Annotated in this window: 21 protein-coding genes; 13 read left to right on the top strand and 8 right to left on the bottom strand. The window is 66.2% G+C overall.

Annotated elements, in window-relative coordinates; translation table 11 throughout:
• Positions 1 to 93: 93 nt before the first annotated feature.
• Positions 94 to 1062, top strand: coding sequence for a thioredoxin-disulfide reductase (trxB, locus tag AC59GX_RS15370; RefSeq protein ID WP_426284223.1), 969 nt, complete (start codon positions 94 to 96; stop codon positions 1060 to 1062).
• A gap of 105 nt (positions 1063 to 1167) precedes the next feature.
• Here trxB and AC59GX_RS15375 read toward each other — a convergent pair whose 3' ends face one another.
• From AC59GX_RS15375 to AC59GX_RS15385, 3 genes are read right to left on the bottom strand one after another with little or no spacing between them, the layout of a single operon-like run.
• Positions 1168 to 1944: a hydrolase 1, exosortase A system-associated gene (locus AC59GX_RS15375; protein ID WP_426284222.1), complete on the bottom strand. Its 777-nt coding sequence runs from the start codon at positions 1942 to 1944 to the stop codon at positions 1168 to 1170.
• The gene (locus AC59GX_RS15380) at positions 1932 to 2609 is read right to left on the bottom strand and encodes an alpha/beta hydrolase family protein (protein WP_426284220.1); all 678 of its coding nucleotides are present in this window, start codon (positions 2607 to 2609) and stop codon (positions 1932 to 1934) included. The genes AC59GX_RS15375 and AC59GX_RS15380 overlap by 13 nt, the downstream gene beginning before the upstream one ends.
• Before the next feature lie 29 nt (positions 2610 to 2638).
• A complete protein-coding gene (locus AC59GX_RS15385; protein WP_497302036.1) occupies positions 2639 to 2917 on the bottom strand; it encodes an acyl carrier protein in 279 nt (92 codons plus the stop codon).
• Between the two features lie 93 nt (positions 2918 to 3010).
• Here AC59GX_RS15385 and AC59GX_RS15390 point away from each other — a divergent pair, with 93 nt between their 5' ends.
• The 12 genes from AC59GX_RS15390 (at position 3011) to AC59GX_RS15445 (ending at position 18578) form a co-directional block, all read left to right on the top strand.
• On the top strand, positions 3011 to 4651 hold the full coding sequence (locus tag AC59GX_RS15390; protein WP_497302037.1) for an acyl-CoA ligase (AMP-forming), exosortase A system-associated: 1641 nt from the start codon (positions 3011 to 3013) through the stop codon (positions 4649 to 4651).
• On the top strand, positions 4648 to 5874 hold the full coding sequence (locus AC59GX_RS15395) for a pyridoxal-dependent decarboxylase, exosortase A system-associated (protein ID WP_497302038.1): 1227 nt from the start codon (positions 4648 to 4650) through the stop codon (positions 5872 to 5874). Before AC59GX_RS15390 ends, AC59GX_RS15395 begins: the two co-directional genes overlap by 4 nt.
• 140 nt (positions 5875 to 6014) lie before the next feature.
• Positions 6015 to 6659 (top strand): XrtA/PEP-CTERM system exopolysaccharide export protein, encoded by a 645-nt coding sequence (locus AC59GX_RS15400; protein ID WP_056058093.1) that lies wholly within the window; start codon positions 6015 to 6017, stop codon positions 6657 to 6659.
• A 10-nt stretch (positions 6660 to 6669) separates the two neighbouring features.
• The gene (locus AC59GX_RS15405) at positions 6670 to 8193 is read left to right on the top strand and encodes an XrtA system polysaccharide chain length determinant (RefSeq protein WP_056058096.1); all 1524 of its coding nucleotides are present in this window, start codon (positions 6670 to 6672) and stop codon (positions 8191 to 8193) included.
• Between the two features lie 4 nt (positions 8194 to 8197).
• Positions 8198 to 9292: an AAA family ATPase gene (locus AC59GX_RS15410; RefSeq protein ID WP_426284216.1), complete on the top strand. Its 1095-nt coding sequence runs from the start codon at positions 8198 to 8200 to the stop codon at positions 9290 to 9292.
• Between the two features lie 23 nt (positions 9293 to 9315).
• Positions 9316 to 10968, top strand: a complete 1653-nt coding sequence (locus tag AC59GX_RS15415; RefSeq protein ID WP_426284215.1) for a TonB-dependent receptor — start codon at positions 9316 to 9318, stop codon at positions 10966 to 10968.
• Between the two features lie 13 nt (positions 10969 to 10981).
• Positions 10982 to 12055: an ExeA family protein gene (locus tag AC59GX_RS15420; protein ID WP_426284214.1), complete on the top strand. Its 1074-nt coding sequence runs from the start codon at positions 10982 to 10984 to the stop codon at positions 12053 to 12055.
• Positions 12056 to 12074: 19 nt separating this feature from the next.
• Complete coding sequence (locus tag AC59GX_RS15425; RefSeq protein WP_426284213.1) at positions 12075 to 12902, top strand: XrtA system polysaccharide deacetylase; 828 nt, start codon at positions 12075 to 12077, stop codon at positions 12900 to 12902.
• An 8-nt stretch (positions 12903 to 12910) separates the two neighbouring features.
• Positions 12911 to 13936: a FemAB family XrtA/PEP-CTERM system-associated protein gene (locus AC59GX_RS15430; protein WP_426284346.1), complete on the top strand. Its 1026-nt coding sequence runs from the start codon at positions 12911 to 12913 to the stop codon at positions 13934 to 13936.
• A complete protein-coding gene (locus AC59GX_RS15435) occupies positions 13933 to 15219 on the top strand; it encodes a glycosyltransferase (RefSeq protein WP_497302039.1) in 1287 nt (428 codons plus the stop codon). Before AC59GX_RS15430 ends, AC59GX_RS15435 begins: the two co-directional genes overlap by 4 nt.
• On the top strand, positions 15216 to 16691 hold the full coding sequence (xrtA, locus tag AC59GX_RS15440) for an exosortase A (RefSeq protein ID WP_497302040.1): 1476 nt from the start codon (positions 15216 to 15218) through the stop codon (positions 16689 to 16691). The genes AC59GX_RS15435 and xrtA overlap by 4 nt, the downstream gene beginning before the upstream one ends.
• Positions 16692 to 18578, top strand: a complete 1887-nt coding sequence (locus AC59GX_RS15445; RefSeq protein ID WP_497302041.1) for an XrtA/PEP-CTERM system amidotransferase — start codon at positions 16692 to 16694, stop codon at positions 18576 to 18578.
• A 143-nt stretch (positions 18579 to 18721) separates the two neighbouring features.
• Here AC59GX_RS15445 and AC59GX_RS15450 read toward each other — a convergent pair whose 3' ends face one another.
• The 5 genes from AC59GX_RS15450 to AC59GX_RS15470 all read right to left on the bottom strand — a co-directional run bounded on the left by AC59GX_RS15450 (position 18722) and on the right by AC59GX_RS15470 (position 23587).
• Positions 18722 to 20392, bottom strand: coding sequence for a formate--tetrahydrofolate ligase (locus AC59GX_RS15450; protein WP_426284209.1), 1671 nt, complete (start codon positions 20390 to 20392; stop codon positions 18722 to 18724).
• 122 nt (positions 20393 to 20514) lie between these two features.
• On the bottom strand, positions 20515 to 21000 hold the full coding sequence (locus AC59GX_RS15455; RefSeq protein ID WP_497302042.1) for a DUF4142 domain-containing protein: 486 nt from the start codon (positions 20998 to 21000) through the stop codon (positions 20515 to 20517).
• 29 nt (positions 21001 to 21029) lie between these two features.
• Positions 21030 to 21815 (bottom strand): SDR family NAD(P)-dependent oxidoreductase, encoded by a 786-nt coding sequence (locus AC59GX_RS15460; RefSeq protein ID WP_497302043.1) that lies wholly within the window; start codon positions 21813 to 21815, stop codon positions 21030 to 21032.
• Between the two features lie 12 nt (positions 21816 to 21827).
• On the bottom strand, positions 21828 to 23006 hold the full coding sequence (locus AC59GX_RS15465; RefSeq protein ID WP_426284206.1) for a zinc-dependent alcohol dehydrogenase: 1179 nt from the start codon (positions 23004 to 23006) through the stop codon (positions 21828 to 21830).
• Positions 23006 to 23587 (bottom strand): SRPBCC family protein, encoded by a 582-nt coding sequence (locus tag AC59GX_RS15470; RefSeq protein WP_426284205.1) that lies wholly within the window; start codon positions 23585 to 23587, stop codon positions 23006 to 23008. The genes AC59GX_RS15465 and AC59GX_RS15470 overlap by 1 nt, the downstream gene beginning before the upstream one ends.
• Positions 23588 to 23654 lie beyond the last annotated feature (67 nt).

Consider the following 23654-nt stretch of genomic DNA (forward strand, 5'->3'; position numbering starts at 1 on the left):
CAAAGCTTTCGATGCAGGCACCACAGATTTACCGGCGGTTCAAATCCGGACGCGCATCCCCTAGATGCAGTCTCGAATCTCCAAGGAACTCCGATGACGACGCACACGACCCGCATGCTTATCCTCGGCTCGGGCCCCGCCGGGCTCTCCGCCGCGATCTATGGCGCGCGTGCCGGGATGGCGCCGATCGTCGTGCAGGGCATCCAGCCCGGCGGCCAGCTTACGACGACCACCGACGTCGAGAACTATCCCGGCTTCAAGGACGTGATCCAGGGGCCGTGGCTGATGGAGCAGATGCAGGCACAGGCCGAGCATGTCGGCACGCGGATGATGTGGGACACGATCGTGCAGGTCGATCTGACCAGCCGCCCGTTCCGTCTGATCGGCGACAGCGGCGACGTGTATGAGGGCGACACGCTGGTGATCGCGACCGGTGCGCAGGCGAAGTGGCTCGGAATCGACAGCGAAGAGCCGATGAAGGGTAAGGGCGTCAGCGCCTGCGCGACCTGCGACGGGTTCTTCTACCGCGGCAAGAAGGTCGCCGTCATCGGTGGCGGCAACACCGCGGTCGAGGAGGCGCTGTACCTCACCAATCATTCGCCCGACGTGACGCTGATCCACCGTCGCGATTCGCTGCGCTCGGAAAAGATCCTCCAGGAGCGGCTGTTCGCGCACAAGGGCGTGACCGTGCTCTGGAACAAGGAGGTTCGCGAGTTCGTCGATGGTGGCGGCAATGCAGGCCTGGTCGCGCTGGAACTCGAGGACACGGTGACCGGCGAGCGTTCACGGCTCGCAGTCGATGGCGGGTTCGTGGCGATCGGCCACCATCCTGCAACCGAGCTGTTCCGCGGGCATCTGGAACTCGATTCGGACGGGTACATCTCGGTCGAGACCGGCTCGACCCGGACCAACGTCGAGGGCGTGTTCGCGTGCGGCGACGTCGCGGACAAGGTGTATCGGCAGGCCGTGACGGCGGCCGGGACGGGCTGCATGGCGGCGCTGGATGCCGAGCGCTTCCTCGCGGCAGCCGAGTTTGCTGAGTTGGCCGAAGCCGCGGAATAACGCCCGCGTCCTTCGTCATCGTCATCCTGACGAAAGTCAGGACCCAGAGTTCAGAACGATAGCGTTCAAGGCTCTGGTCCTGCCGTTCGTCCGGATGACGCGCTGCTACTCCTGCTCGATCCCGTCGACGATCGCGGCGTGGAGCGCTGCGGCGTTCTCCGCCCCGGCAAAGCTATGGGACGCCGTGTCGAACCGCTTCACTTTCGCGCCACCGCGATACCGTGCGGCAAAGGCGATCGCGGTCGCGTCGCCCGTCGCAAGGACGATGGCGGCGTCGTTGTGCCAGCCGTCAAGTGCGGTCAAGACGTTGGTCGCTAGTGAAGCACGCTCTTCAGTCTTGGCGGTCACAACTCTTTTCAAGCCTCTGAGAAGCTTGGCAATGCTGACCCGTCCCGTCAGCGCGCGTCGCCAGGTTGCGGGGTCGCGTAGCGCGCTGTGATAGCGAGCCCGGATCGCGGCGGCAGGGGGGAGGTCGTCGACCGGTTGAACGACCCAGGGATTCGCGACGATGATCCGGTCGATCCCCGCCGATCGTCCGAACAGCGCGAGCGTGCTGGCGGCGTCGCAATTGCCGAAACCGACCAACCGGCTGACCCCCGGTGCCGCGCGGCGGAACGCGGCGACGGCTGCGATCAGGTCAGGTTCGGCGCTGAGGAAGCCCTTATTGTCGCCCGTCGAGTCGCCCACGCCGCGGCGGTCGTAACGGAACACGGGTATACCAGCGGCGGCCAGTCGATGCGCCAGCATCGCCATGCCGCGATGTGCGCCGCTGCGGATTTCATTGCCGCCGGACACGATGAGCAGTCCTGTAGACCCGTCTGCCTCATCCAGCGTCGCGGCAAGGCTTTCGCCTTCGCAAGCGAACGCGATCAGCGTTCGCACGATGCAATCCAGTGTGAGATGTCGCCAGCAAGTATTTGAGCCAATGAGATATCATTGTCCGGCTCCGACCGGCGCCACAGGGGCGCTGCCGCATATTTCACGTCTGCGTCGCGCGGGTCGGATTCGAGCCGGACACCTCGCAGGGGGCCGGTTCCAGCATAGGGTGTGGCGTCGCGGAGGTCGGCTAGCATTTCGCGGGACAGCGTGTTGCCCGCATAGTCGGGTTCGCTGGCGCGAGCGGAGCGGGAGGCCACCCGCGCGCGGTCCAGTTCACGCAACAGGTCTTCGCCCGTTTGCGGGGACAGCTGCCATCGTCCGGCGAGGGCCGCGTCGGTATCGAAAAGCGCGCCGCTTCTTATCGAAAGGCCGTAAATGTTCCGGCCAAGTTGTTGAGCAAGATCGGTATAGGCTGTCCGCTGGTCGCGGAGTCGCGCTTCGCCTGTGACAACGATGCTCTCGCCGATGCCGGGGAGATCGGGAACCACGCTGCTGATCCCAATGACCGCGAGTGCGCGTAGAATCGTGACGAGGAACTGGCGGGTCCGGTTCGCTTCTTCGAACAGCGGGAGGGCGCCGATGACGATCGGGCCGGCATCGGCGCCGAACCGCAGCATCGCTTCGCGGCCGCCGCTCCAGTCATAGGTATCGAAGCGCAGGGCGGTCATCCTGGGTGAGGCTAGACCCCCCTTTGAAGCTAGACCAGTGCCTTGCTCGCTGCAAACTGGACGAGCGCGCCGAACGTCTCGAGCATCTCGCCGTCAATCTCGTCGTCCTCGATCAGGATGCCGAGCCGGTCCTCGAGTTCGGTCAGCACGCTTGCGACCGCCATCGAATCGAGCTCGGGCAGCGCGCCGAACAGCGGTGTGTCGGCGGTGAACGCAGCGATGCGGTCCGCGCTCAGACCGAGGATATCGGCGAGGACGGCGCGTACCGTCGTTTCGACTTGGGAAGTGCCTTCGAAGATCACGAGCATCGCCTGAACGGTTAGGAACCCGGCCCCGCTAGCGTGTGGGGGTGAATTCGGCAACGGGTTCGCGCTAACGGGGCTTGGCGCTATTAGGGGCGCATGATCGCGCTCGACCCCAAGCCGTACCCTATCGACCACATCGCGCTGCGTGGTGCGCCTGACGCGATTGCGCTGGTCGACAAGGCGGGCGCGATGACCTTTGCCGAGCTCGAGGCAGGGGTCGGTGAACTGGCGGGGTGGCTCGCTGCCCGGGGGCTGTCGGCGGGCGACCGCGTCGCGACGTGGCTGCCGAAGACGCGCGTCGCCTGCCTGATGCCGCTCGCGGTGGCGCGAGCGGGGCTGGTGCATGTGCCGGTCAACCCACTGCTCCGGCGAGCGCAGGTCGCGCATATCCTGGGGGACAGCGGCGCTCGCTTACTGGTGACCCAAAGCGCGAGGGCCGGGACGCTAGACGATGGCGACGTACCGGACGGCTGCGCGATCGTAGACGAGATGGATCCTCTTTCTCTGTTCCCTCGCGAACGCGGGGGCCCAGGATTGCAGAACGCGACGCCCGTGATTCCTGGCCCCCCGCCTCCGCGGGGGAACGGAATGATGGGTCCCTCCGACGCTGACCCCGATACCCTGGCCGCAATCCTCTACACGTCCGGTTCCACCGGCCGGCCGAAAGGCGTGATGCTAAGCCACGCAAACCTGTGGCTCGGCGCGATCTCCGTCGCGCACTATCTGAAGCTGAAGCCCGAAGACCGCGTGCTCGGCGTACTCCCCTTGTCGTTCGACTACGGCCAGAACCAGCTACTCTCCACATGGGCGGCCGGCGCGTCGGTAGCGCCGCTCGACTACCTCGTCGCACGCGACGTGGTGAAGGCGGTCGAGCGGGTCGAGGCGACGACGCTCGCGGGCGTGCCGCCCTTGTGGGTTCAGCTACTGGAAGCGGAGTGGCCGGCGGAAACCGCCGCTCGGTTGAAACGCCTGACCAACTCGGGCGGCGCATTGACGCCGCGACTCGTACGGGGCCTGCGCGAGCGGTTCCCGGCGGCGAAGATGTACGCGATGTACGGGCTGACCGAGGCGTTCCGATCGACCTATCTCGACCCGGCGCTAATCGATACGCATCCCGACGCGATGGGGCGCGCGATCCCGTTCGCCGAGGTCTCAGTGGTGAAACCCGACGGCACGCGCGCCGCGCCGGGGGAGGCGGGGGAACTCGTGCATGCGGGCCCACTCGTCGCGCAAGGCTATTGGCAGGATGCGGAGCGGACGGCGCAGCGGTTCCGCCCGGCTCCCGGTGGCAACGGCATGGCGGTCTGGTCAGGGGATACCGTCGTCGAGGGCGAGGACGGCTTGCTCCGATTCGTTGGCCGCGATGACGAGATGATCAAGAGCGCAGGCAACCGGATCAGCCCGCTCGAGGTCGAGGAGGCGGTGCTGGCAGGCGGCGAAGCGCGCGAGGCGGTCGCGGTCGGCGTGCCGGACGAGCGGCTGGGGCAGGCGATCGTCGTGATGCTGGCGGGGGATGCGAGCGAGGAGGCGACGTTGCGGGCGCGGTTGCGGACTGCTCTGCCGAGCTTCATGCAGCCGGGGATATACCTCTGGCGGGACGAATTACCGCGTAATGCCAATGGGAAGTTGGATCGGTCTGCCATTGCGTCGGAGGTAAAAGCTTGTTCTCCCGCGAAGGCGGGAGTCCAGTCTGGGCCCCCGCCTTCGCGGGGGAACACGGAAGGGAGCGCGTCATGAAACCGATGGGTGCTCTTCCTCCTGAGTTTGCTGCGCAGTCGGGGGCGCTAACGATCGGCGATCGGCCTGCCGATGGTTGGGCTGTAGAGGCCAGTGACACTCCGCTGTTCGTCTACGACATGGCGATCGTCGCTGCGCGCATCGCGCGGTTTCGTGCGGCGATGCCGGCGATCGACCTCCATTACGCGATAAAGGCCAATCCGCACGCCGACCTGCTGACCGCCATCGCACCGCTGGTCGACGGGCTCGACGTCGCTTCCTCGGGCGAACTCGCGAAGGCTATGATCGTCAAACCCGCCGCGTCGATCAGTTTCGCGGGCCCCGGCAAGCGCGACGACGAACTCGCCCCCGCGATCACCGCCGGCGCCACGCTCAACGTGGAATCTGAAGGCGAGGCGGCGCGGGCGTTCGCGATCGGCGAGCGGCTCGGCCACACACCGCGCATGGCGGTCCGCGTAAACCCCGACATCGAACTCCGCGGTTCGGGCATGCGAATGGGCGGTCGCGCATCGCCGTTCGGAGTCGATGCGGTACGGGCGGCAGCGCTTGTGAAAGCGATCGTCGCAGCGGGCGCGGACTGGCGCGGGTTCCATATCTACGCCGGCAGCCAGGCGCTCGATGCCGGTGCGATCATCGAGACGCACGCGGCGACGATCGCACTCGCGGGACGCCTGGCGGACGAAGCGGGCGCTGCGCCGCCGCTCGTCAACCTCGGCGGCGGTTTCGGCGTGCCCTATTTCAACGGCGACATGCCGCTCGACGTCGAGCGCGTCGGCGAGGCGCTAGCCGAAGCGCTCGCATTCCGCCCCGCGATCCTCACCGAAACACGATTCGCGATCGAACTCGGCCGCTGGCTCGTGGCCGAAGCGGGCGTCTACCTGACCCGCGTCATCGACATGAAGCAAAGCCAAGGCGAGACCTTTGTCGTCGTCGACGGCGGCCTCAACCACCAGCTCGCCGCCAGCGGCAATTTCGGCACCGTGGTCCGCCGCAACTACCCGATCGCGGTCGCGGCGCGGATGGGCCACGCGCCGACCGAAACCGTCTCCGTCGTCGGTCCGCTCTGCACCCCGCTCGACCGGCTCGGCGACAAGGTCGCGCTCCCCCCCGTCCATGTCGGCGACCTGATCGCGATCTTCATGGCGGGTGCCTACGGGGCGAGCGCCAGCCCGAGCGCGTTTCTCGGGCATCCACCAGCGTCCGAGATCGTTACTGGTATATAAGGTGCAGTTGCAGTGCCTTGGCGGGGCATGGTTACGGGGCGCTCCTAACGCTATCTTCACCTGTTACTTGCATAGCGAAGGCTGAGTTAGCCGCCCGTCGGGCAACCGATGGACGGTGCGGCGCCAGGAGAAAGTTACCCATGCGTTCCGGATCTGTATCGAAATCCCTGCTGACCCTAGGCCTCGCCGCGACCACGCTCGGCGCGTGCACCACCGGCAGCACGCCGCCCGCACTGCCGCCCGCCTCGTTCGTCGCGAAGCAGGAATTGCCGGGCGAGGAATATGTGATCGGCCCGCTCGATCAGCTCAACATCTTCGTCTGGCGCAATCCAGAACTGTCGTCGAAGGTCCAGGTGCGTCCCGACGGCCGGATCACGACGCCGCTGATCAACGACCTGCCCGCGGTCGGCAAGACCCCCGCGATGCTCAGCGACGACATCAAGAAGGCGCTGGGGGCCTATATCAAGGACCCGATCGTCTCGGTGATCGTCGAGAATTTCAGCGGCACCTACAGCCAGCAGGTCCGCATCGTCGGCGCGACCGAGAAGCCCGCGTCGATCCCGTACCGCGCCAACATGACTCTGCTCGACGCGATGATCGCGGTCGGCGGGCTCAGCCAGTATGCGGCGGGCAACAAGGCACGGCTGGTGCGCTACGATCGCGCGACCGGTAAGCAGACCGAGTTCGGGTTGCAGATCAACAACCTGCTGAAGAAGGGCGACTCGTCGGCCAACGTCCGGCTCGCGCCGGGCGACGTGATCATCATCCCCGAATCGATGTTCTGAGGCGATCGGGATGAACGGGATCTACGACGAGGTGCGGATTGCGCTCCATGCGATCTGGACGCGGCGCTGGCTGGCGCTGGCGGTGGCATGGGGCGTGTGCGTGCTCGGCTGGCTGGTCGTGTCGCAGATCCCGAGCCGCTACGATTCGACCGCGCGCGTGTTCGTGCAGATGCAGACGATCCTGCCCTCGGGCATGGACGGCGTGCCACAGGTCGCGCCGATGACGGTCGACACGATCCGCACGACGCTGATCTCCGCGGTGAACCTCGAAAAGGTCGTGCGCGGCACCGATCTCGCGAACACCGTGTCGAGCGACCGGGACGTCGCCGACCGCGTCGCGGCGCTGGCCCCGAACATCAAGATCGTGTCGCAACAGGACAATCTGTTCCAGATCACGACCAGCGCCGCGACGCCGAAGCTCGCACGCCAGATCACGCAGAAGCTGATCGACCTGTTCGTCGAGCAGAACCTCGCCGGCGATCGCTCGAAGACGACGCAGAGCCTGACCTTCCTCGACCAGCAGCTCGCCTCGCGCCAGAAGCAGCTCGCCGACGCCGAGGCCAAGCGCGCCGACTTCCAGAATCGCTATCTCGGCGCTCTCCCCGGCACGGGTTCGGTCAGCGACCGGATCAGCGCCGCGCGGTCGCAGATGTCGCAGGTCGACGGCGATCTCGCCGCCGCGCAGTCGAGCCTTGCCGCGGTCCAGGGCCAGATGGCCGGGACGCCGGCGACGGTCGCAGGGACGGGGGGCGTCGCTGGCGCGGCCGGGCCGGCGCGCGCACGGCTCCAGGCGATCCAGGGTCAGCTCGCCGATGCCCGCGCGCGCGGCTATACCGAGAACCACCCCGACGTGATCGCGCTGAAAAGCCAGCTTGCATCGGCCACTGCGGCGGCGCGCAGCGAGCCGCTGGCGGGCGGCAGTGCAGGGGGCAGCGCGCAGAATCCGCTCTACGCGTCGCTCCAGTCGATGGTCGCGGATCGCACCGCCACGGTCGCCTCGCTGCGGATGCGGCGCAGCCAGTTGCAGGGCGACCTCGACCTGCTCAATTCGAAGCTGTCGGGCGATCCCGAAGTCGCCGCCGAACAGGGCTCGATCGATCGCGATTATCAGGTGTTGAAGGACCAGTACGACGCGCTGCTCAAACAGCGCGAGCAGACCGCGATCGTCGGCCAGGCGCAGTCGCAGAGCGATCACGTGAAGTTCAGCGTGATCGATCCGCCGACCATGCCGAGCAAGCCGAGCGCGCCGAACAGATTGCTGCTACTCACGGGGGTTCTGATCGCGGGACTCGCGGCGGGGATCGGCGCGGCCTTCGCGATGGGGCAGCTGCGATCCACGTTCGCGACGACCGCGCGGCTCGAAAAGGCGGCGGGGATGCCGGTGATCGGGTCGATCGGCGAAGTGGTGACGCGCGTGCAATCCGGCCAGCGTCGGCACAAGTTGAAGATGTTCCTGGGCGGTACGGCCGCACTGGGCGTCGCCTATGTCCTGTTGCTGGGGGTAGAGATCCTCCAGCGCGGACTGGCGGCATAGGGGGATGACCGTGACGAAGCCTGATCGCGAACCCTCGCTGCTCGAACGAGCGGCCAAGGTGTATGATTTCAACGCGCACGCCCGGCTGCGTGGTACCGTCGTGCCGACTCCGCCGCAGGTCGCCGCGCCCCCGGTTGCGCCCGCGGTCGCGCCCGTGGCCCCCCCAGTCGTCGAGGTGTCGGAACCCGAGTCGCCGAAGCTTGAAACGCAGGTCGAAGAGACGCCTGTTGCGGCGTCTGCGCCGGTATCCGAGGCCGAGCCGCCGCACGAATTCGTCGACCCCACCTTCCTGGCGATCCCGGAAGAACTGCGCGCACCGGTCGGTGACGAGCTTCCCGACGAATTCTACCTGCCCGACGAAGCATCCGACACCGTGAGGATCGATCGCGGGATGCTGGCCGCGAACGGCATGATCGTCCCCGGTGCGCCCGTCGGCCCGCTTGCCGAGGAGTTCCGGCTGATCAAGCGGCAGCTGCTGATCACCGGCGCGCGGATCGCGGAGAGCGGGAGCGCCGACAAGGCGCGCATGATCCTGGTCTGCTCGGCGCGCCCCGGCGACGGCAAGACGTTCTGCGCGATCAACCTCGCGCTCTCGATCGCCGCCGAGCGTGATACCGAAGTGCTGCTGGTCGATGCCGACGTCGCCAAGCCCGATGTCGTCGCGCAGCTCGGCCTCACCGATGGCCCCGGACTGCTCGATGCGCTGGGCGATACCCGGATCGACGTCGAGGATCTCGTCATCCAGACCGACGTGCCGCATCTCTCGATCCTGCCTGCCGGGTCCAAGACCAGCATGGATACCGAACTCCTCGCCAGCGCGCGGACCAAGTCGGTGATCGCGCGCCTGCTCGAGGCCAATCCGCGCCGCGTCGTGATCTTCGATTCGCCCCCTGCGCTGGCGGCGTCGCCGGCATCGGTGCTGGCGATGCGGGTAGGGCAGGTGATGCTCGTCGTCCGCGCGGACCACACCCCCGAGAACGAACTGCGGGCGGCAGTGAACCTGCTCGACGGATGCGAGCATATCCAGCTCGTGCTGAATGCCGTGTCGTTCGTCCAGGGCGGCGCACGCTTCGGTAGCTATTACGGGCACGCGTCGTGATGCGGACACTGCACACCAGGCGTATGGCCCGGAAGCTGGCGTTGATCGCCGGCGGTTGCGTGCTCGCCGCACTGCCCGCGACGCCGGTCGTCGCGCAGGCCGATCTGCCGACGCAACCCGCGCAATCGTCGCGCCGCATCACGATCAATCCGTATGTCGAGGCAAACCAGACGTTGTCCGCCGATCTCAACGGTGGCGACGTGCTGACCTATACCAGCCTCGCCGCCGGCGTCGACGCGGCGGTCCAGACCCAGCGTATCTCGGGCCAAGTCAGCTATCGGTACGAGCATCGATTCGGCTGGGGCGATCGTCTCGGCGACGATGATATCCATTCGGGCCTCGCGCGCGTCGATGCCCGCGTCACGCCGAACCTCACGCTGGAGGCTGCCGGTATCGCCACGCGGTCGCGCTCCGATATCCGCGGCGCGGCGCCGGGCGTCCTCGTCGGCAATGTCAGCAACGTCAGCCAGATCTATTCGGTCTATGCCGGCCCCAGCTTCACCAGCAACGCCGGTCCGGTGGCGCTGAACGCGAACTACCGGCTCGGCTATACCAAGGTTGATACGCCGACGTTCGGCGATGCGGGCCTGGGCGGGCAACGGCTCGACTATTACGACGATTCGATCGGCAACACCGTGACCGCGAGCGCGTCGGTGCGCCCTGGTGCGATCGCGCCGTTCGGGCTCACGGTCAGCGGCGCTTACGACCGCGAGACCGCCAGCCAGTTGAAGCAGCGTTACGAGGGCTATTACGGCCGCGGCGACATACTCCAGCCGATCTCGCCCTATGTCGCGCTCACCGCCGGCGTCGGTTACGAGAAGATTGAGACGAGCCAGAAGGATCCGGTCGTCGACGCGACCGGCACGCCCGTGCTCGATCGCGACGGTCGCTTCGTCACCAACGAGGCATCGCCGCGCCGCGTCGCCTACCGCACCGACGGCATCTATTACGACGCCGGTGTCGTCTGGCGGCCCAATCGCCGAACCTCGGTGGAGGGGCATGTCGGGCGCCGCTACGGATCGCTCAGCTACACCGGCACCGCGACCTATCAGGCATCGGACTCCGTCGGCCTCGCGGTCAACGTGTATGACGGCGTGCAGACCTTCGGCCGTCAGCTCCGGACCGGTATCGGCAATCTGCCGACCAGCTTCCTGAGCGGCAACCAGCAGGGTTTCGGCCAGCAGTTCAATGGCTGCGTGTTCGGCTCCACCGGTGCGCAACCGGGCGGCTGCCTCAACGACGTGTTCCAGTCGATCTCGACCGCCAGCTACCGCGCGCGCGGAATCGACGGCGTGATCTCGGCGACGCGCGGGCGCTCTACCTGGGGCGCGGGCATCGGCTACGCCAACCGCAAGCTCTATGCACCGCGGCTCGCGCCCGGCCTGGTCGTCGCGGGTCTCGATGACGAAAGCTATTACGGCCAGCTCTTCTACACGCGCAGGCTGACCCCGGTTTCCGGCGTCAACGCCGACCTGTTCGTCAATTATTACGACAGCGGCGTCGACGACATCACCGGAGATACCGGCGTGTGGTCTTACGGTGGGACGGGGACATATTTTCACAATTTCGGGCGTCTCGGCACCACCGCGTCGCTCGGGCTTTACAGCTTCAAGGTCGGCGACCTCGACAGCGACTGGTCGGCGCAGGCGCTGATCGGTGCGCGGTACCAGTTCTGAAGGCGAGCAGCTTATGTACGATGAACATTATGGACTGACGGGTCGGCCTTTCCAGCTCACCCCCGATCCCAAATTCTGGTTCGAGACCGCCACCCACCGCAAAGCGATGGCGTATCTCGGCTATGGTCTGGCGCAGGGCGAGGGCTTCATCGTCATCACCGGCGATATCGGCGCGGGCAAGACGACGCTCGTCGGTCACCTGATGGACACGATCGACCTTCAGCGACTGAACGCGATCAAGCTTGTCTCGACCGCGATCGAGGCGGACGACCTGCTCCGGATCGTCGCTACCGACCTGCAGGTCGATCCCGCTGGGCTGAGCAAGGCCGAGCTTCTCACCGCGATCGAGCGCGGGCTGCACGCGGTCGCGCGCACCGGCAAGCGGACGCTGTTGATCGTCGACGAGGCGCAGGCCTTGCCCGTCGATGCGCTCGAAGAACTGCGGATGCTGTCGAACTTCCAGGCCGGCGGCCACGCGCTGTTGCAGATCGTCCTGCTCGGCCAGCCCGAGTTCCGTGACCGGCTCCACGGCTCGGAGCGTCTCGAACAGCTTCGCCAGCGCGTGATCGCGATCCACCATCTCGATCCGATGGAGGAGCATGAGGTTTCCGACTATCTCGCGCACCGCCTGACGGTGGTCGGCTGGACGGGGAACCCCGATTTTACCGAGGACGCGTTCGCGGCGTTCTTCACCGGGTCGGCTGGTGTGCCGCGTCGTTTGAACCAGCTTGCCGGGCGGGTGATGCTGCACGCGGCGATCGACGACCTCACGGTGATCGACGGCGATACGGTGCGGGCGGTGCAACGTGACCTTGAGGGCGACCTGCCGATGATTGCGCAGGACCGGGGAAAAGGTGCGCGTAACGCGCACGAACCGCGCGAACCCGTTTCCGAGCCGCGTGTCGACACGCCGAGCATCGATCCTGCGGTCGAGGAGCGGCTCGCTGAACTCGAGGCGCGGGTGGACATGCAGGACAAGGCGCTACGTCGCGTGCTGACGCTGCTGGTCGACTGGGTCGAGGGCGACGATACTAAGCCCGAATACGCACCGATCCGCGGTGTGGCCGCTTGGCACGATGCTGCCTGAAATGCCTGTTCTCAATGGTATGTCCGTCGATGTTGAGGACTGGTTCCAGGTCGGCGCGTTCGAAAAGGTGATCGACAAGGCCGACTGGGACTCGCTCCAGCCGCGCGTCGAGGCCAACACCGACGCGGTCCTGGCCCTGTTCGCCGAGCGCGACACGAAGGCAACGTTCTTCACTTTAGGCTGGGTAGCCCACCGCTACCCCGCCCTGATCCGCCGCATCGTCAACGCCGGACATGAGGTTGCCAGTCACGGCTGGGACCACCAACGCGTCTTCACGATGACGCCCGAGCTCTTCCGCGCCGATCTGGTGCGAGCTCGGGTGGCGATCGAGGACGCGGCGGGGACGAAGGTCACGGGGTATCGCGCGCCGAGCTTCTCGATCGACCAGCGGACGCCTTGGGCGCACGTCGAACTGGCCGAGGCGGGCTATGCCTATTCCTCCAGCGTCGCGCCGGTGAAGCATGATCATTACGGCTGGCTCGACGCGCCGCGCTACGGGTTCAAGCCGCTCGGCGACAGCGCGTTGATCGAGGTCCCGGTGACGGTGGCCAAGTTCGGCGAGCGCAAGTTGGCGACCGGCGGCGGGTTCTTCCGCCTGCTCCCTGCGGCGATCACCGATCTCGCGGTACGGCAGGTCAATCGCGAGGACCGTCCGGCGATGTTCTACTTCCACCCGTGGGAGATCGACCCGTCGCAGCCGCGAGTCGATGCGGCACCGATGCGTTCGAAGATCCGTCATTACTCGCGGCTGGGTGCGATGGCGGGCAAGCTGCGCGGGTTGCTCGATCGCCACGAATGGGGCCGGGTCGATACGGTCGTCGCGCGCGAAGCGGCGCGGCTGGCGTGACCGCGCCGATGCCCGTCGGTGTGCGCGAAGCGGACCTTCGCGATCCGGCCGAGTGCGCTCGGATCACGGCGTTCGTCGAGGCAAGCGGCGGCGCTACGCCGTTCCATTTGCCAACCTGGAGCCTCGCGGTGCAGGACGGTTGCGGCCAGCGCGCGCACTATCTGGTTTTGGAGAGCGAAGGCGCGATCGATGGCGTGCTGCCGTTGACCGAGATGCGTTCGCCGTTGTTCGGGCGCGCGCTGGCGTCGACCGGGTTCGGTGTCGATGGCGGCGTTCTGGGTGACGCGGTCGAAGCGCTGTCGGCGGGGGCTTGGAACCTCGCGCTGCGGATCAGCTGTCCGTCGGTCGAGTTACGCGGCGGTCCTGCGCCAAGCGGCTGGGATAGCGACGACACCAGCTATCTCGGCTTCGTTCGAGATCTAGCCGCGGACGACGATGCGGAACTGCTCGCGATCCCTCGAAAGCAGCGTGCCGAAGTCCGTCGGGCGCTTGGCTTCGACCTTGAAATCGTCATCGGCAACGATCGGAAACTGCTCGCCGAGCATTACCGCGTTTATGCGGAGTCGGTTCGCAATCTCGGTACACCTGTTTTTCCCGCCAAGCTTTTCCGCTGCGTCGCGAGCATGATGGACGTCGATGTTCTTACCGTTCGACACAAAGGCCGCGCGGTAGCCAGCGTCCTAAGCCTGTATTTCAACGGTACCGTCTATCCCTATTGGGGCGGCGGGACTGATGCCGCGCGAGGACTGCGCGCCAATGACCGGATGTATTTCGCACTGATGGCGCATGCGCGCGCGCGGGGCTGCACGCGGTTCGACTTTGGCCGTTCGAAGACCGGCACGGGGGCGGCGGCGTTCAAGAAGAACTGGGGATTCATGCCTGAACCGCGGCTCTACGCCAAGCGCAGCAACGGGCCGGCGCGCGAGGTGAACCCGCTGAACCCGAAATACGCGCTGATGGTGCGGACGTGGAAGAAGCTACCGCTCTGGGCGGCCAACGCAGCAGGACCGTGGATTTCTCGAGGCCTGGGGTGAGCCTGCTCTTCCTGGCGCACCGCGTTCCCTTTCCGCCCGACCGGGGCGACAAGATCCGCAGTTTCCATATTCTCCAGTATCTGGCGAAACGAACGCCGGTGCATCTGGTGGCGTTCGCTGACGACGAGGCCGACGTCGATCCGCCGGCGGTGTTCACCAATATGCTGGCGAGTTACACGATTCTGCCGCGTCGGAAGTCGCAGAAACGTGCCGCGATCGAGGCGCTCGCGACCGGTAAGCCCGTTTCGTTGACTGCATTTGCGAGCGCCGCGATGCAGGATGCTGTCGATCGTGTCTTGCCCGACGTAAGCGCAGTTTACTGCTTCTCCGGCCAGATGGCACAGTATCTGCCGGTCGGAGGTTCGCCGGTCCTGATGGATTTCGTCGATGTCGATTCCGCGAAGTTCAGCGGGTTTGCAGACGATGTATCGGGGCCGATGCGGTGGATGATGCGCCGCGAGGCTCGGCTGCTCGGCGCGTTCGAGTGCGAGGTGGCGGGCAGGGTGTTGGCCAGCCTGTTCGTCAGCGAGGCTGAAGCTGCACTGTTCCGGGAGGGTGGGGCAACCGGGCGGATCATTGCGGTCGAGAACGGCATCGATTCGGCGAAGTACGATCCGGCGGCTGAGTTTACGAAACTTACCGAGAGCCACCACCCCGGCGAAGGCCGGGGCCCAGTTGGAGAGGTCGCTGTGACGGAGCGTAATCCGTCGTTACCGACGTCCCCCAACTGGACCCCGGCCTCTGCCGGGGGAGAGCCTTTAAGTGGTTTGCCCCTCATCGTCTTCACCGGCCAGATGGACTACCGTCCGAACATCGACGCGGTGACGTGGTTCGCGCGCGACATCCTTCCGCTCGTCCGGGACCGCTACCCCGCCCACTTCGCGATCGTCGGCCGCGCGCCTGCCGCCCCCGTCCAAGCGCTCGCGAGCGATCACGTCACCGTCACCGGCGCGGTCGTCGACGTTCGAGGCTGGCTCACCGCCGCAGACGTTTGCGTCGCGCCGCTCAAACTTGCACGCGGCATCCAGAATAAGGTGCTTGAGGCGATGGCGATGGCCCGCCCCGTCGTCGCCTCCACGGCCGCGGCCGAGGGCATCGATCATGCCGGCACGATCCGGGTCGCCACGACGGCGCAGGAGTTTGCCGACCGCATCTGCGACCTGCTCGAAGCGCCCGACATCGCTGCGACGCTCGGTCAGTCCGCCCGAGCGCAAGTCATCCGCCGCTACGGTTGGGACGCCCGCCTCGCGCCGCTGGACACGTTGCTCGGCCTCGCGCCATGACCGCATGGCGTCGCCACGGCGTCGCGCTTGCGGTCGTCACGGTGCTGATACTCCTGACGTTCCGAACCGACGTCGCCGATCTCGTGCATATCTGGTGGACCAGCACCACCTTCGGCCACTGCCTCTTCATTGGCCCGGTGATCGCATGGCTCGTGTGGCAGCGCCGCACTGAACTGGCCGGACTGACCCCGACCGGCTGGTGGCCCGGCCTGGCACTCGTCGCAATCGGGGGCGGCGGCTGGCTGATGGGCGACGCTGCTTCCGTTGGGTTCGCTCGCCAACTCGGGCTCGTGATGATGCTGCAAGGCGCGGTCGTGACGATCCTCGGCCCCAACGTCGCGCGCGGGCTGCTTTTTCCGCTCGCGTATGCGTTCTTCCTCGTGCCGTTCGGCGAAGGTCTCGAACCGCCGCTGCAAAGCGTCACGGTCGCGATCGTCATGCCGCTGCTTCACCTCGTCGGCGTACCCGCAGTGGTCGACGGCGTGCTGATCCACGCCGGGCGCTATTATTTCGAGGTCGCGGAGGCGTGTTCGGGCGCCAAGTTCGTCATCGCTATGGTCGCGTTCGGCGTGCTCGTCGCCAACCTCTGCTTCGTGTCGTGGAAGCGCCGTGCGGTGTTCCTCGTCGTGTCGGTCGTCGTGCCGGTCATCGCCAACGGCTTCCGCGCGTTCGGCACGATCTGGGCGGCGGACCTGACTTCGGTCGAGGCCGCCACCGGGATCGATCATATCGTCTATGGCTGGGTGTTCTTCGCGCTGGTCATGGCGGGCGTGATGGCGATCGGCTGGCACTGGTTCGACCGAGCGCCCGATGATCTCGCCTTCGATCCGGCGAAACTCCAGGTCACACCCCGTCAACGGACCGATCTCGCCATCGCGACGGCGTTGGTCTTAGCCACGGTTGCCGCGTTCCCGGCCTGGAGCGCAGCAGTCGCCAGCCGCGCACAGCCACTTCCCGCGCATATCGACCTACCCGATATCGCCGGCTGGCACCGCGTTCCCATCAGCACGCGCGCGCCGTGGACGCCCTATTACCCCGGCGCAGACCATTATCTGTTCGGCCGCTATGCTGACGCGACCGGTGCGCAGGTCGACATGAGCATCGCGGTGTTCGGCAGTCAGCGCGAGGGCAAGGAACTGATCGCTTACGGTACCGGCGTGCTGCGCGAGGAAGATCGCTGGGTCCGCGTCGCTGATTTGCCCAATATCGAAGGCGGAAGCGTCATGCGCATCACTGCGCCCGGACCCGTAGAGCGGATCGTCGCGACGTGGTACCGGGTCGGCGACGCGACCACGCAGGACGAAACGCTGGTGAAGATCGAGACGATGAAGGCGCGGTTGCTCGGGGGGCCGCAACGCGCGGTGGCGATCCACCTGTCGGTCGAGGGCGCCGATCCGCGCCCTATCGCGCGCTTCCTCGCCGCGCTCGGACCGATCGCGCCGGTCGCCGATCACGCCGCGGGGATGCGCTAGATGTGCGGCATCGCCGGGATCTTCCACCCCGGCACACCGAAGCCGGTCGACCCGAACCGCGTCCACGCGATCATCGCGGCGCTGTCGCATCGCGGCCCCGACGGCGACGGCATCTGGACTGCGCCGGGCGTAGGCCTAGGCCATCGCCGCCTGTCGATCATTGACCTCGAAGGCTCGCCGCAACCGATGTCCGATGGCTCGCTGACGATCACCTACAATGGCGAGGTCTATAACTTCGCCGAACTGCGCGACGAACTGACCGCCAAGGGTGCGATCTTCCGGACGTCTGGCGACACCGAAGTCCTGCTGCATGCGTGGCGCGCCTGGGGGCCGTCGATGCTCGATCGGCTGAACGGCATGTTCGCCTTCGCGATCCATGACACCGCCGCGCACGCGCTGTTCCTCGCGCGCGACCGGATGGGCGTGAAGCCGCTATATTATGTCGAACTGGCTGACGGATCGCTGGCGTTCGCGTCCGAATTGAAGGGCTTGCTCGCGCATCCACAACTCCGCCGCGTACCCGATCTGGGCGCGGTCGAGGATTACCTGGCGTTCGGGTACGTCCCCGATGACTCCTGCATGGTCGCGGGCGTGAAGAAGCTCGCGGCTGGGCATTTCCTGCTGGTCGAACGCGGCAAGTCGGTCCCGCAGCCGCGCAAATGGTGGGACGTCGACTTCTCCAACCGCGCAACCGGTTCGGCCAAGGCGCTGGGGGAGGAACTGGTCGACCGGATGCGGGCGGGGGTGCGGTCGCGGATGGTCGCTGACGTGCCGCTTGGTGCGTTCCTGTCGGGCGGGGTGGACAGTTCCGCGGTCGTCGCGCTGATGGCGGAGGCGAGCCCCAAGGCGGTGCGCACCTGCACGATCGGGTTCGACGAAGCTGGGCACGACGAACGCAGCTATGCCGACACCGTCGCGCGGCGCTTTGCCACCGATCACCGCGAGCGAGTCGTCCAGTCGGGCGATTTCGGGCTGATCGATACGCTGGTCACGAGCTTCGACGAGCCCTTCGCGGACGCATCCGCGCTCGCTACCTACCAGGTCTGCGCGCTGGCCCGCGAGAGCGTCACCGTCGCGCTGTCCGGAGACGGGGCGGACGAAGCACTCGCTGGGTACCGCCGCTACAAGTTCCAGTCGGTCGAGGAGCGCGTCCGCGGTCTGCTGCCGTCGCATCTCCGCGCCGACGTCTTCGGGACACTCGGCCGCTGGTATCCGAAGGCCGACTGGGCGCCGCGACCGCTGCGCGCGAAGTCGACGCTGCTCGCGCTCGCGCAAGGTGGCGGCGAGGCGTATGCGCGCTCGGTTGGCGTCACCACGCCCGAACTCCGCGCGCAGCTATTCAACGCCGGCGCTCGCGCGAAGCTCGGTGGGTACCGGGCCGAGGACCGCTATGTCGCGACGATGGCGAACGCGCCCGCCCGCGACGCGATCGACCGCGCACAATATGCCGACGTCAAGCATTGGCTGCCCGGCGACATCCTGACCAAGGTCGACCGGACCAGCATGGCGGTCGGCCTCGAAGCGCGCGAACCGCTGCTCGACCACCGCCTGATCGAGTTCTGCGCGACGCTGCCGGCGACCATGCGGTTGCGGCACGGCGAGGGCAAATGGCTGATGAAGAAAGCGATGGAGCCGTATCTGCCGCGCGACATTCTCTATCGCCAAAAGATGGGCTTCGTGACGCCGATCAGCGCTTGGTTCCGTGGTGCGCTGGCGGGGGAAGCGTCGGCGCTCGCCAAATCGCGTACGCTGGGCGAGACGGGGTGGTTCGACATGGCGACGATCGCGCGGATCGCCGACGAGCACCGGATGGGGCGTGCTGAGCATGGTCGGACGTTGTGGCAATTCGTGATGCTCGAACGTTCGATGAAGCGGATGTTCGGGTAGGGGCTGCTGATCCTCCCCCGCCAGGGGGAGGTGGCACCGAAGGTGACGGAGGGGGAGGACACGGAACCTGTGTTTCGTTTTCCTCCCCCTCCGTCTGGCAAGGGCCAGCCACCTCCCCCTGGCGGGGGAGGATTGTAGGGTTTTTAGAACAGCCCTTCGATCAGCCCGTCTTCGTTCAACCGGATCGCTTCCGCCGCGGGTACGCGCGGCAGGCCTGGCATCGTCATGATCTCCCCGCAGATCGCGACTACGAACCCGGCACCTGCCGCGAGCCGGACTTCACGCACCGGCACGATGTGCCCGGTCGGCGCGCCGAGCAGGGCAGGGTCGGTCGAGAAACTGTACTGCGTCTTGGCGAGGCAGACGGGCAGGTGACCGTATCCCGCATCCTCCCAGCGCTTCAACTGCGCGAGTACGCTCGGCTCGGCGACGGCGTGCTCGGCGCGATAGATGCGGCGGGCGACGGTGTCGATCTTGTCGAACAGCGACAGTTCGTCGCCATAGATCGCCGCGAACCCGCCCCCGTGCCCGTCGCAAAGTTCGGCGACCGCGTCGGCCAGTTCGACCGCACCGGCACCACCCTCGGCCCAATGTCGGCAGAGGATCGCGCGCGAGCCGTGGTGCGCGGCGGCCTCGACGATCGCGGCAATCTCCGCATCGCTGTCGGTGTAGAAATGGTTGATCGCGACGACTGCGGGCACGCCGAACTGGCGGATGTTTTCGATATGCCGGACGAGATTGACCGCACCGCGACGTACCGCGTCGACGTCTTCACGCCCCAGATCAGCCTTGGCGACGCCACCGTTCATCTTCAGCGCGCGCGCCGTCGCGACGATCACCACCGCGTCGGGGGCAAGCCCCGCCTGGCGGCACTTGATGTCGAAGAACTTCTCCGCGCCAAGATCCGCGCCGAAGCCCGCCTCGGTCACCACGTAGTCGCCGAGCGACAGCGCCGCCCGCGTCGCGATCACCGAGTTGCAACCATGCGCGATGTTGGCGAATGGCCCGCCGTGCAGGAACGCGGGCGTCCCCTCCAGCGACTGGACGAGGTTCGGCTTGATCGCCTCCGCCAGCAGCACCGCCATCGCGCCATCCGCCTTCAGGTCGCGGGCGGTGATCGGCGTGCGGTCGCGCGTGTAGGCGACGACGATATCGCCCAGCCGTCGCTCCATGTCCGCGAGCCCGTCGGCGAGGCACAGAATCGCCATTACCTCCGACGCGACCGTGATGTCGAAGCCTGACTCGCGCGGATAACCGTTCGAGACGCCACCGATCGACTGGACGATATCGCGCAGCGCCCGGTCGTTCATGTCGAGCACGCGCCGCCAGACCACGCGGCGGACGTCGATCTGGAGCGCGTTGCCCCAGTGGATATGGTTGTCGATCATCGCCGCGAGCAAATTATGCGCCGCGGTGATCGCGTGGAAATCGCCGGTGAAGTGGAGGTTGATATCCTCCATCGGTGCCACCTGAGCACGACCGCCACCGGTCGCACCGCCCTTGGTCCCGAAGCAGGGCCCGAGCGAGGGTTCGCGAAGGGCGAGCACGGCCTTGCGCCCGGTATGGCGGAGCGCATCGGCGAGGCCGATCGAGGTCGTGGTCTTGCCTTCGCCTGCCGGGGTCGGGTTGATCGCGGTGACGAGAATGAGCTTGCCGTTGGGCGAAGACTTGCGCGCGTTCAGCCATTCGAGCGAGATCTTCGCCTTGTACCGGCCATAAGGCTCGATCGCGTCGTCGGGAATCTGCAGGCTCGCGGCGATGGCGGCGATAGGGCGCAGGGCGACGCTGCGAGCGATGGCGATATCGGTTTCCATGGCGCTGACCTAGCGGGGCCGGGGATGGCTTTCCAGACGATTAGGAGTTCCGAATGCAGAACGGCGCCCGCTTTGTGAAGCGAGCGCCGTCTGTAAATGGCTGTCGATAGGACGCCGTATGATTACATCGTCTGCAGTTCGGTGATGTGCGACTGGACGACCGGTACGATCCCGGCTGCAACAGTCTTCAGGCCCGCCACGGTCCCCTTGTCGGCATAGCCCTGCTGCAACGTCAGTGCCTTGGCATGCGCCGCCTTCTGCTGCGTCACGTACAGCCGGTCGCGCGCTGTGCCCTTCGCCGCGCGAATTGCCGCGACGTTCTTGGCACCCATCGGATCGAGCTTGGGCGGTGCGACCTTCACATGCGCCGCCATCGCCGCGGCCTTTACGTCCTCGGTGCTCTTGGTGTGGTCCGTGATCATCATCTGCGCGAAGCTCTTGAGCTTCGGATTGGTGGTCGTCTCGAGCAGGATCTGGCTCGACGTCTTCTCGTACAGGTCGCCGGCACCGGCCTTCATCACGTAGGTCGATGCGGGCATCGGTGCCTGTGCAGAGACGGCGGCGATTGGCAGCGCGATCAGCGCGGCGGCAGTCAGAAATCGTGTCATGGTCTTCTCTCTCCTGTTGAAACTGTCGTTCAATCGTTCGCAGTGCCGGGCTCGGCCATCTTGCGGTGCATCTCGGCGAGCACGGCGTTGGGCGTGACGTTGGCGATCGCCGACTGGACCTTGTTCTTCCAGCCCGACACGACCGCGGCCTTGCCGGACATCAGCGCGTCCCAACCGTCCTTGGCGACGTCGGCCGGATCGCTCTTCTTGGGATCGGTGCCGACGTCGGTGTCGAGCATGTGCGCGCGGTCGAAGAACTCGGTATCGACCGGGCCGGGCATCAAGTTGGTCAGCGTGACGCCGTCCGTATCCCTGATCTCGTTCTGGATCGCCGCGACGAAGCTGTCGACGAAGCTCTTTGTACCGTTATACACGGCCTGGAACGCACCGGGGATGTAGCCTGCGATCGATCCGGTCACGAGCACCTTGCCTGCGTTTCGCGCAACCATCGGCGGCAGGGTTTTCTGCAACAGATACGCCGTGCCGATCACGTTGGTGTCGACGACCTTGCGCCACTCGGCCAGATCCTGGTCGAGGAACGCCTTGCCGAGCCCGCGCCCGGCATTCGCGCAGACCAGATCGATCGTCCGGCCGCTCGTGGCCGCAAGCAACTGGTCGACGCCTTCGATCGTCGAGAGGTCGGCCTGGAGCGACTGAACATCGGTGCCGAACTGCTTGAAGTCCTGCGCGGCGGCGTCGATCAACGCCTCGTCGGCTACGACCAGTATGTCGTAGCCGTCCTTCGCCGCCAGGGTCGCCAGCTCGAAACCGATACCGGTCGACGCGCCGGTGATGATTGCGAATTTATCAGCCATTGTCAGATATCCTCAATTAAAGCCGGGCTTGAGCACGACCTTGGTCACTTCGTTCTGGTTGTTCTTGAACATGTCATAGCCCTTGGGGGCGTCCTCCAGGTCCATGCGGTGCGAGATCAGGAAGGTGGTGTCGATCTTGCCCTCCATGATCGCGTTGAGCAGCGCGGGCATGTAATGCTGGACGTGCGTCTGGCCGGTCTTGAGCGTCAGCCCCTTCTCCATGAAGGCACCGAGCGGGAACTTGTCGACGAACCCGCCGTACACCGCAGGCATCGACACCCGCCCGCCCTTGCGACACGCGATGATCGCCTGGCGGATCGAATGCGTCCGATCGGTGCCGAGGAATGTCGACGCCTTGATCTGATCGACGACGTTGTCGACGAAGAAGCCGTGTGCCTCGAGCCCAACACTGTCGATGACGGCGTCGGGACCGATCCCGCCGGTCATCACCATCAGCGCCTCGTAGACCGCGCTTTCCTCATAGTTGATCGTCTCGGCGCCGAACTTCTTGGCAAGCTCCAGCCGGTGGGGGAAGTGGTCGATCGCGATGACGCGTTCGGCGCCCATCAGGAAGGCCGACTGGACAGCAAACAGCCCGACCGGGCCGCAGCCCCAGACCGCGACCGTGTCACCGGGTTCGATCTGCGCATTCTCTGCCGCCATCCAGCCGGTCGGCAGGATGTCGGAAAGGAACAACACCTTCTCGTCCTCGACGCCGTCGGGAATGACAATCGGCCCTACGTCGCTGAACGGCACGCGGACATATTCCGCCTGTCCGCCGGCATAACCGCCGGTCATGTGACTGTAGCCGAACAGCCCGGACATGGGCTGGCCGTAGATTTCCTGCGCGATGTCCTGGTTGTCGGCGGGGAGGCCGTTGTCACACGCCGAATACTGATGCTTGCCGCAGTGGTAGCAGCTGCCGCAGGCGATCGTGAACGGGACGACGACCTTCTGGCCCTTCTTCAGCGTCGACTTGGCGCCGACCTCGACGACTTCGCCCATGAACTCGTGGCCGAGGATGTCGCCGGCCTGCATCGTCGGGATATAGCCGTCGTACAGATGAAGGTCGGAACCGCAGATCGCGGTCGCGGTGACCTTGATGATGCAGTCGCGCTGGTTGACGATTTCGGGATCGTCGACGGTATCGACGCGGACGTCGTGCTTACCGTGCCATGCCAGAGCGCGCATCAGGCGAGTTCCTCTTCATGCTGCTTGCGGTTCATCGCGGCAGTCGCGATCTCGCCGGTTTCCATCAACTGCTTGAAACGGCGCAGGTCCCGGCGGGCCTGAATCGCAGGCTCGCGCTGGAACATTTTGGCGATCAACTTGCCGATCACGCCACCCGGCGGATCGTACAGGATGGTCGCAACGACCACCGTGCCGCGCGCGCCCGCATCCCGAAACTCGACGCGGCCGCTGTTAGGCACATCGGCGCCATCCTCCGACGACCATGCGATGAAGCTGTCCTGCGCTTCGTCGGTAATCGCCGACGTCCATTCATAGGATTTGCCCGCTGGACCCCTGACCACCCAATGCGAGCGGCGCTGGTCGAGGACGTCGATACGCTCGACATTCTCCATGAAGGTCGGAAGGTTCGCGAAATCGCGGAAATAGGCGAACAGTTCGCCGACCGGGCGATTGATCGTAACCGCACGGGCAACGATGCTGCTGCCCTTGCCGTCCGCAAGGTGCTGCGTAGCGTCCGCTACGGCGTCGCTTCGCTTGGACGTGCTTAGTGGAGCATCATCTCTTGGATCGCTTTCAGTCATCACCGTCTCCTGGCTGCGAAGTCCTTCCAACAGTGTCCGAAGACCTATGTTCCGCCGCCTTGGTCTT

The organism is Sphingomonas sp. 320_CC, assembly GCF_059691795.1.

Bases quoted from the DNA above. Each gene is read 5' to 3' on its own strand.
- AC59GX_RS15415 (WP_426284215.1), top strand. From the start codon at position 9,316: ATGGCCCGGAAGCTGGCGTTGATCGCCGGCGGTTGCGTGCTCGCCGCA.
- AC59GX_RS15430 (WP_426284346.1), top strand. From the start codon at position 12,911: ATGCCCGTCGGTGTGCGCGAAGCGGACCTTCGCGATCCGGCCGAGTGC.
- AC59GX_RS15425 (WP_426284213.1), top strand. From the start codon at position 12,075: ATGTCCGTCGATGTTGAGGACTGGTTCCAGGTCGGCGCGTTCGAAAAG.
- AC59GX_RS15445 (WP_497302041.1), top strand. From the start codon at position 16,692: ATGTGCGGCATCGCCGGGATCTTCCACCCCGGCACACCGAAGCCGGTC.
- xrtA (WP_497302040.1), top strand. From the start codon at position 15,216: ATGACCGCATGGCGTCGCCACGGCGTCGCGCTTGCGGTCGTCACGGTG.
- AC59GX_RS15405 (WP_056058096.1), top strand. From the start codon at position 6,670: ATGAACGGGATCTACGACGAGGTGCGGATTGCGCTCCATGCGATCTGG.
- AC59GX_RS15420 (WP_426284214.1), top strand. From the start codon at position 10,982: ATGTACGATGAACATTATGGACTGACGGGTCGGCCTTTCCAGCTCACC.
- AC59GX_RS15470 (WP_426284205.1), bottom strand. From the start codon at position 23,587: ATGACTGAAAGCGATCCAAGAGATGATGCTCCACTAAGCACGTCCAAG.
- AC59GX_RS15380 (WP_426284220.1), bottom strand. From the start codon at position 2,609: ATGACCGCCCTGCGCTTCGATACCTATGACTGGAGCGGCGGCCGCGAA.
- AC59GX_RS15400 (WP_056058093.1), top strand. From the start codon at position 6,015: ATGCGTTCCGGATCTGTATCGAAATCCCTGCTGACCCTAGGCCTCGCC.
- AC59GX_RS15395 (WP_497302038.1), top strand. From the start codon at position 4,648: ATGAAACCGATGGGTGCTCTTCCTCCTGAGTTTGCTGCGCAGTCGGGG.
- trxB (WP_426284223.1), top strand. From the start codon at position 94: ATGACGACGCACACGACCCGCATGCTTATCCTCGGCTCGGGCCCCGCC.
- AC59GX_RS15460 (WP_497302043.1), bottom strand. From the start codon at position 21,815: ATGGCTGATAAATTCGCAATCATCACCGGCGCGTCGACCGGTATCGGT.
- AC59GX_RS15455 (WP_497302042.1), bottom strand. From the start codon at position 21,000: ATGACACGATTTCTGACTGCCGCCGCGCTGATCGCGCTGCCAATCGCC.
- AC59GX_RS15385 (WP_497302036.1), bottom strand. From the start codon at position 2,917: ATGCTCGTGATCTTCGAAGGCACTTCCCAAGTCGAAACGACGGTACGC.
- AC59GX_RS15410 (WP_426284216.1), top strand. From the start codon at position 8,198: ATGACCGTGACGAAGCCTGATCGCGAACCCTCGCTGCTCGAACGAGCG.
- AC59GX_RS15390 (WP_497302037.1), top strand. From the start codon at position 3,011: ATGATCGCGCTCGACCCCAAGCCGTACCCTATCGACCACATCGCGCTG.
- AC59GX_RS15465 (WP_426284206.1), bottom strand. From the start codon at position 23,006: ATGCGCGCTCTGGCATGGCACGGTAAGCACGACGTCCGCGTCGATACC.
- AC59GX_RS15450 (WP_426284209.1), bottom strand. From the start codon at position 20,392: ATGGAAACCGATATCGCCATCGCTCGCAGCGTCGCCCTGCGCCCTATC.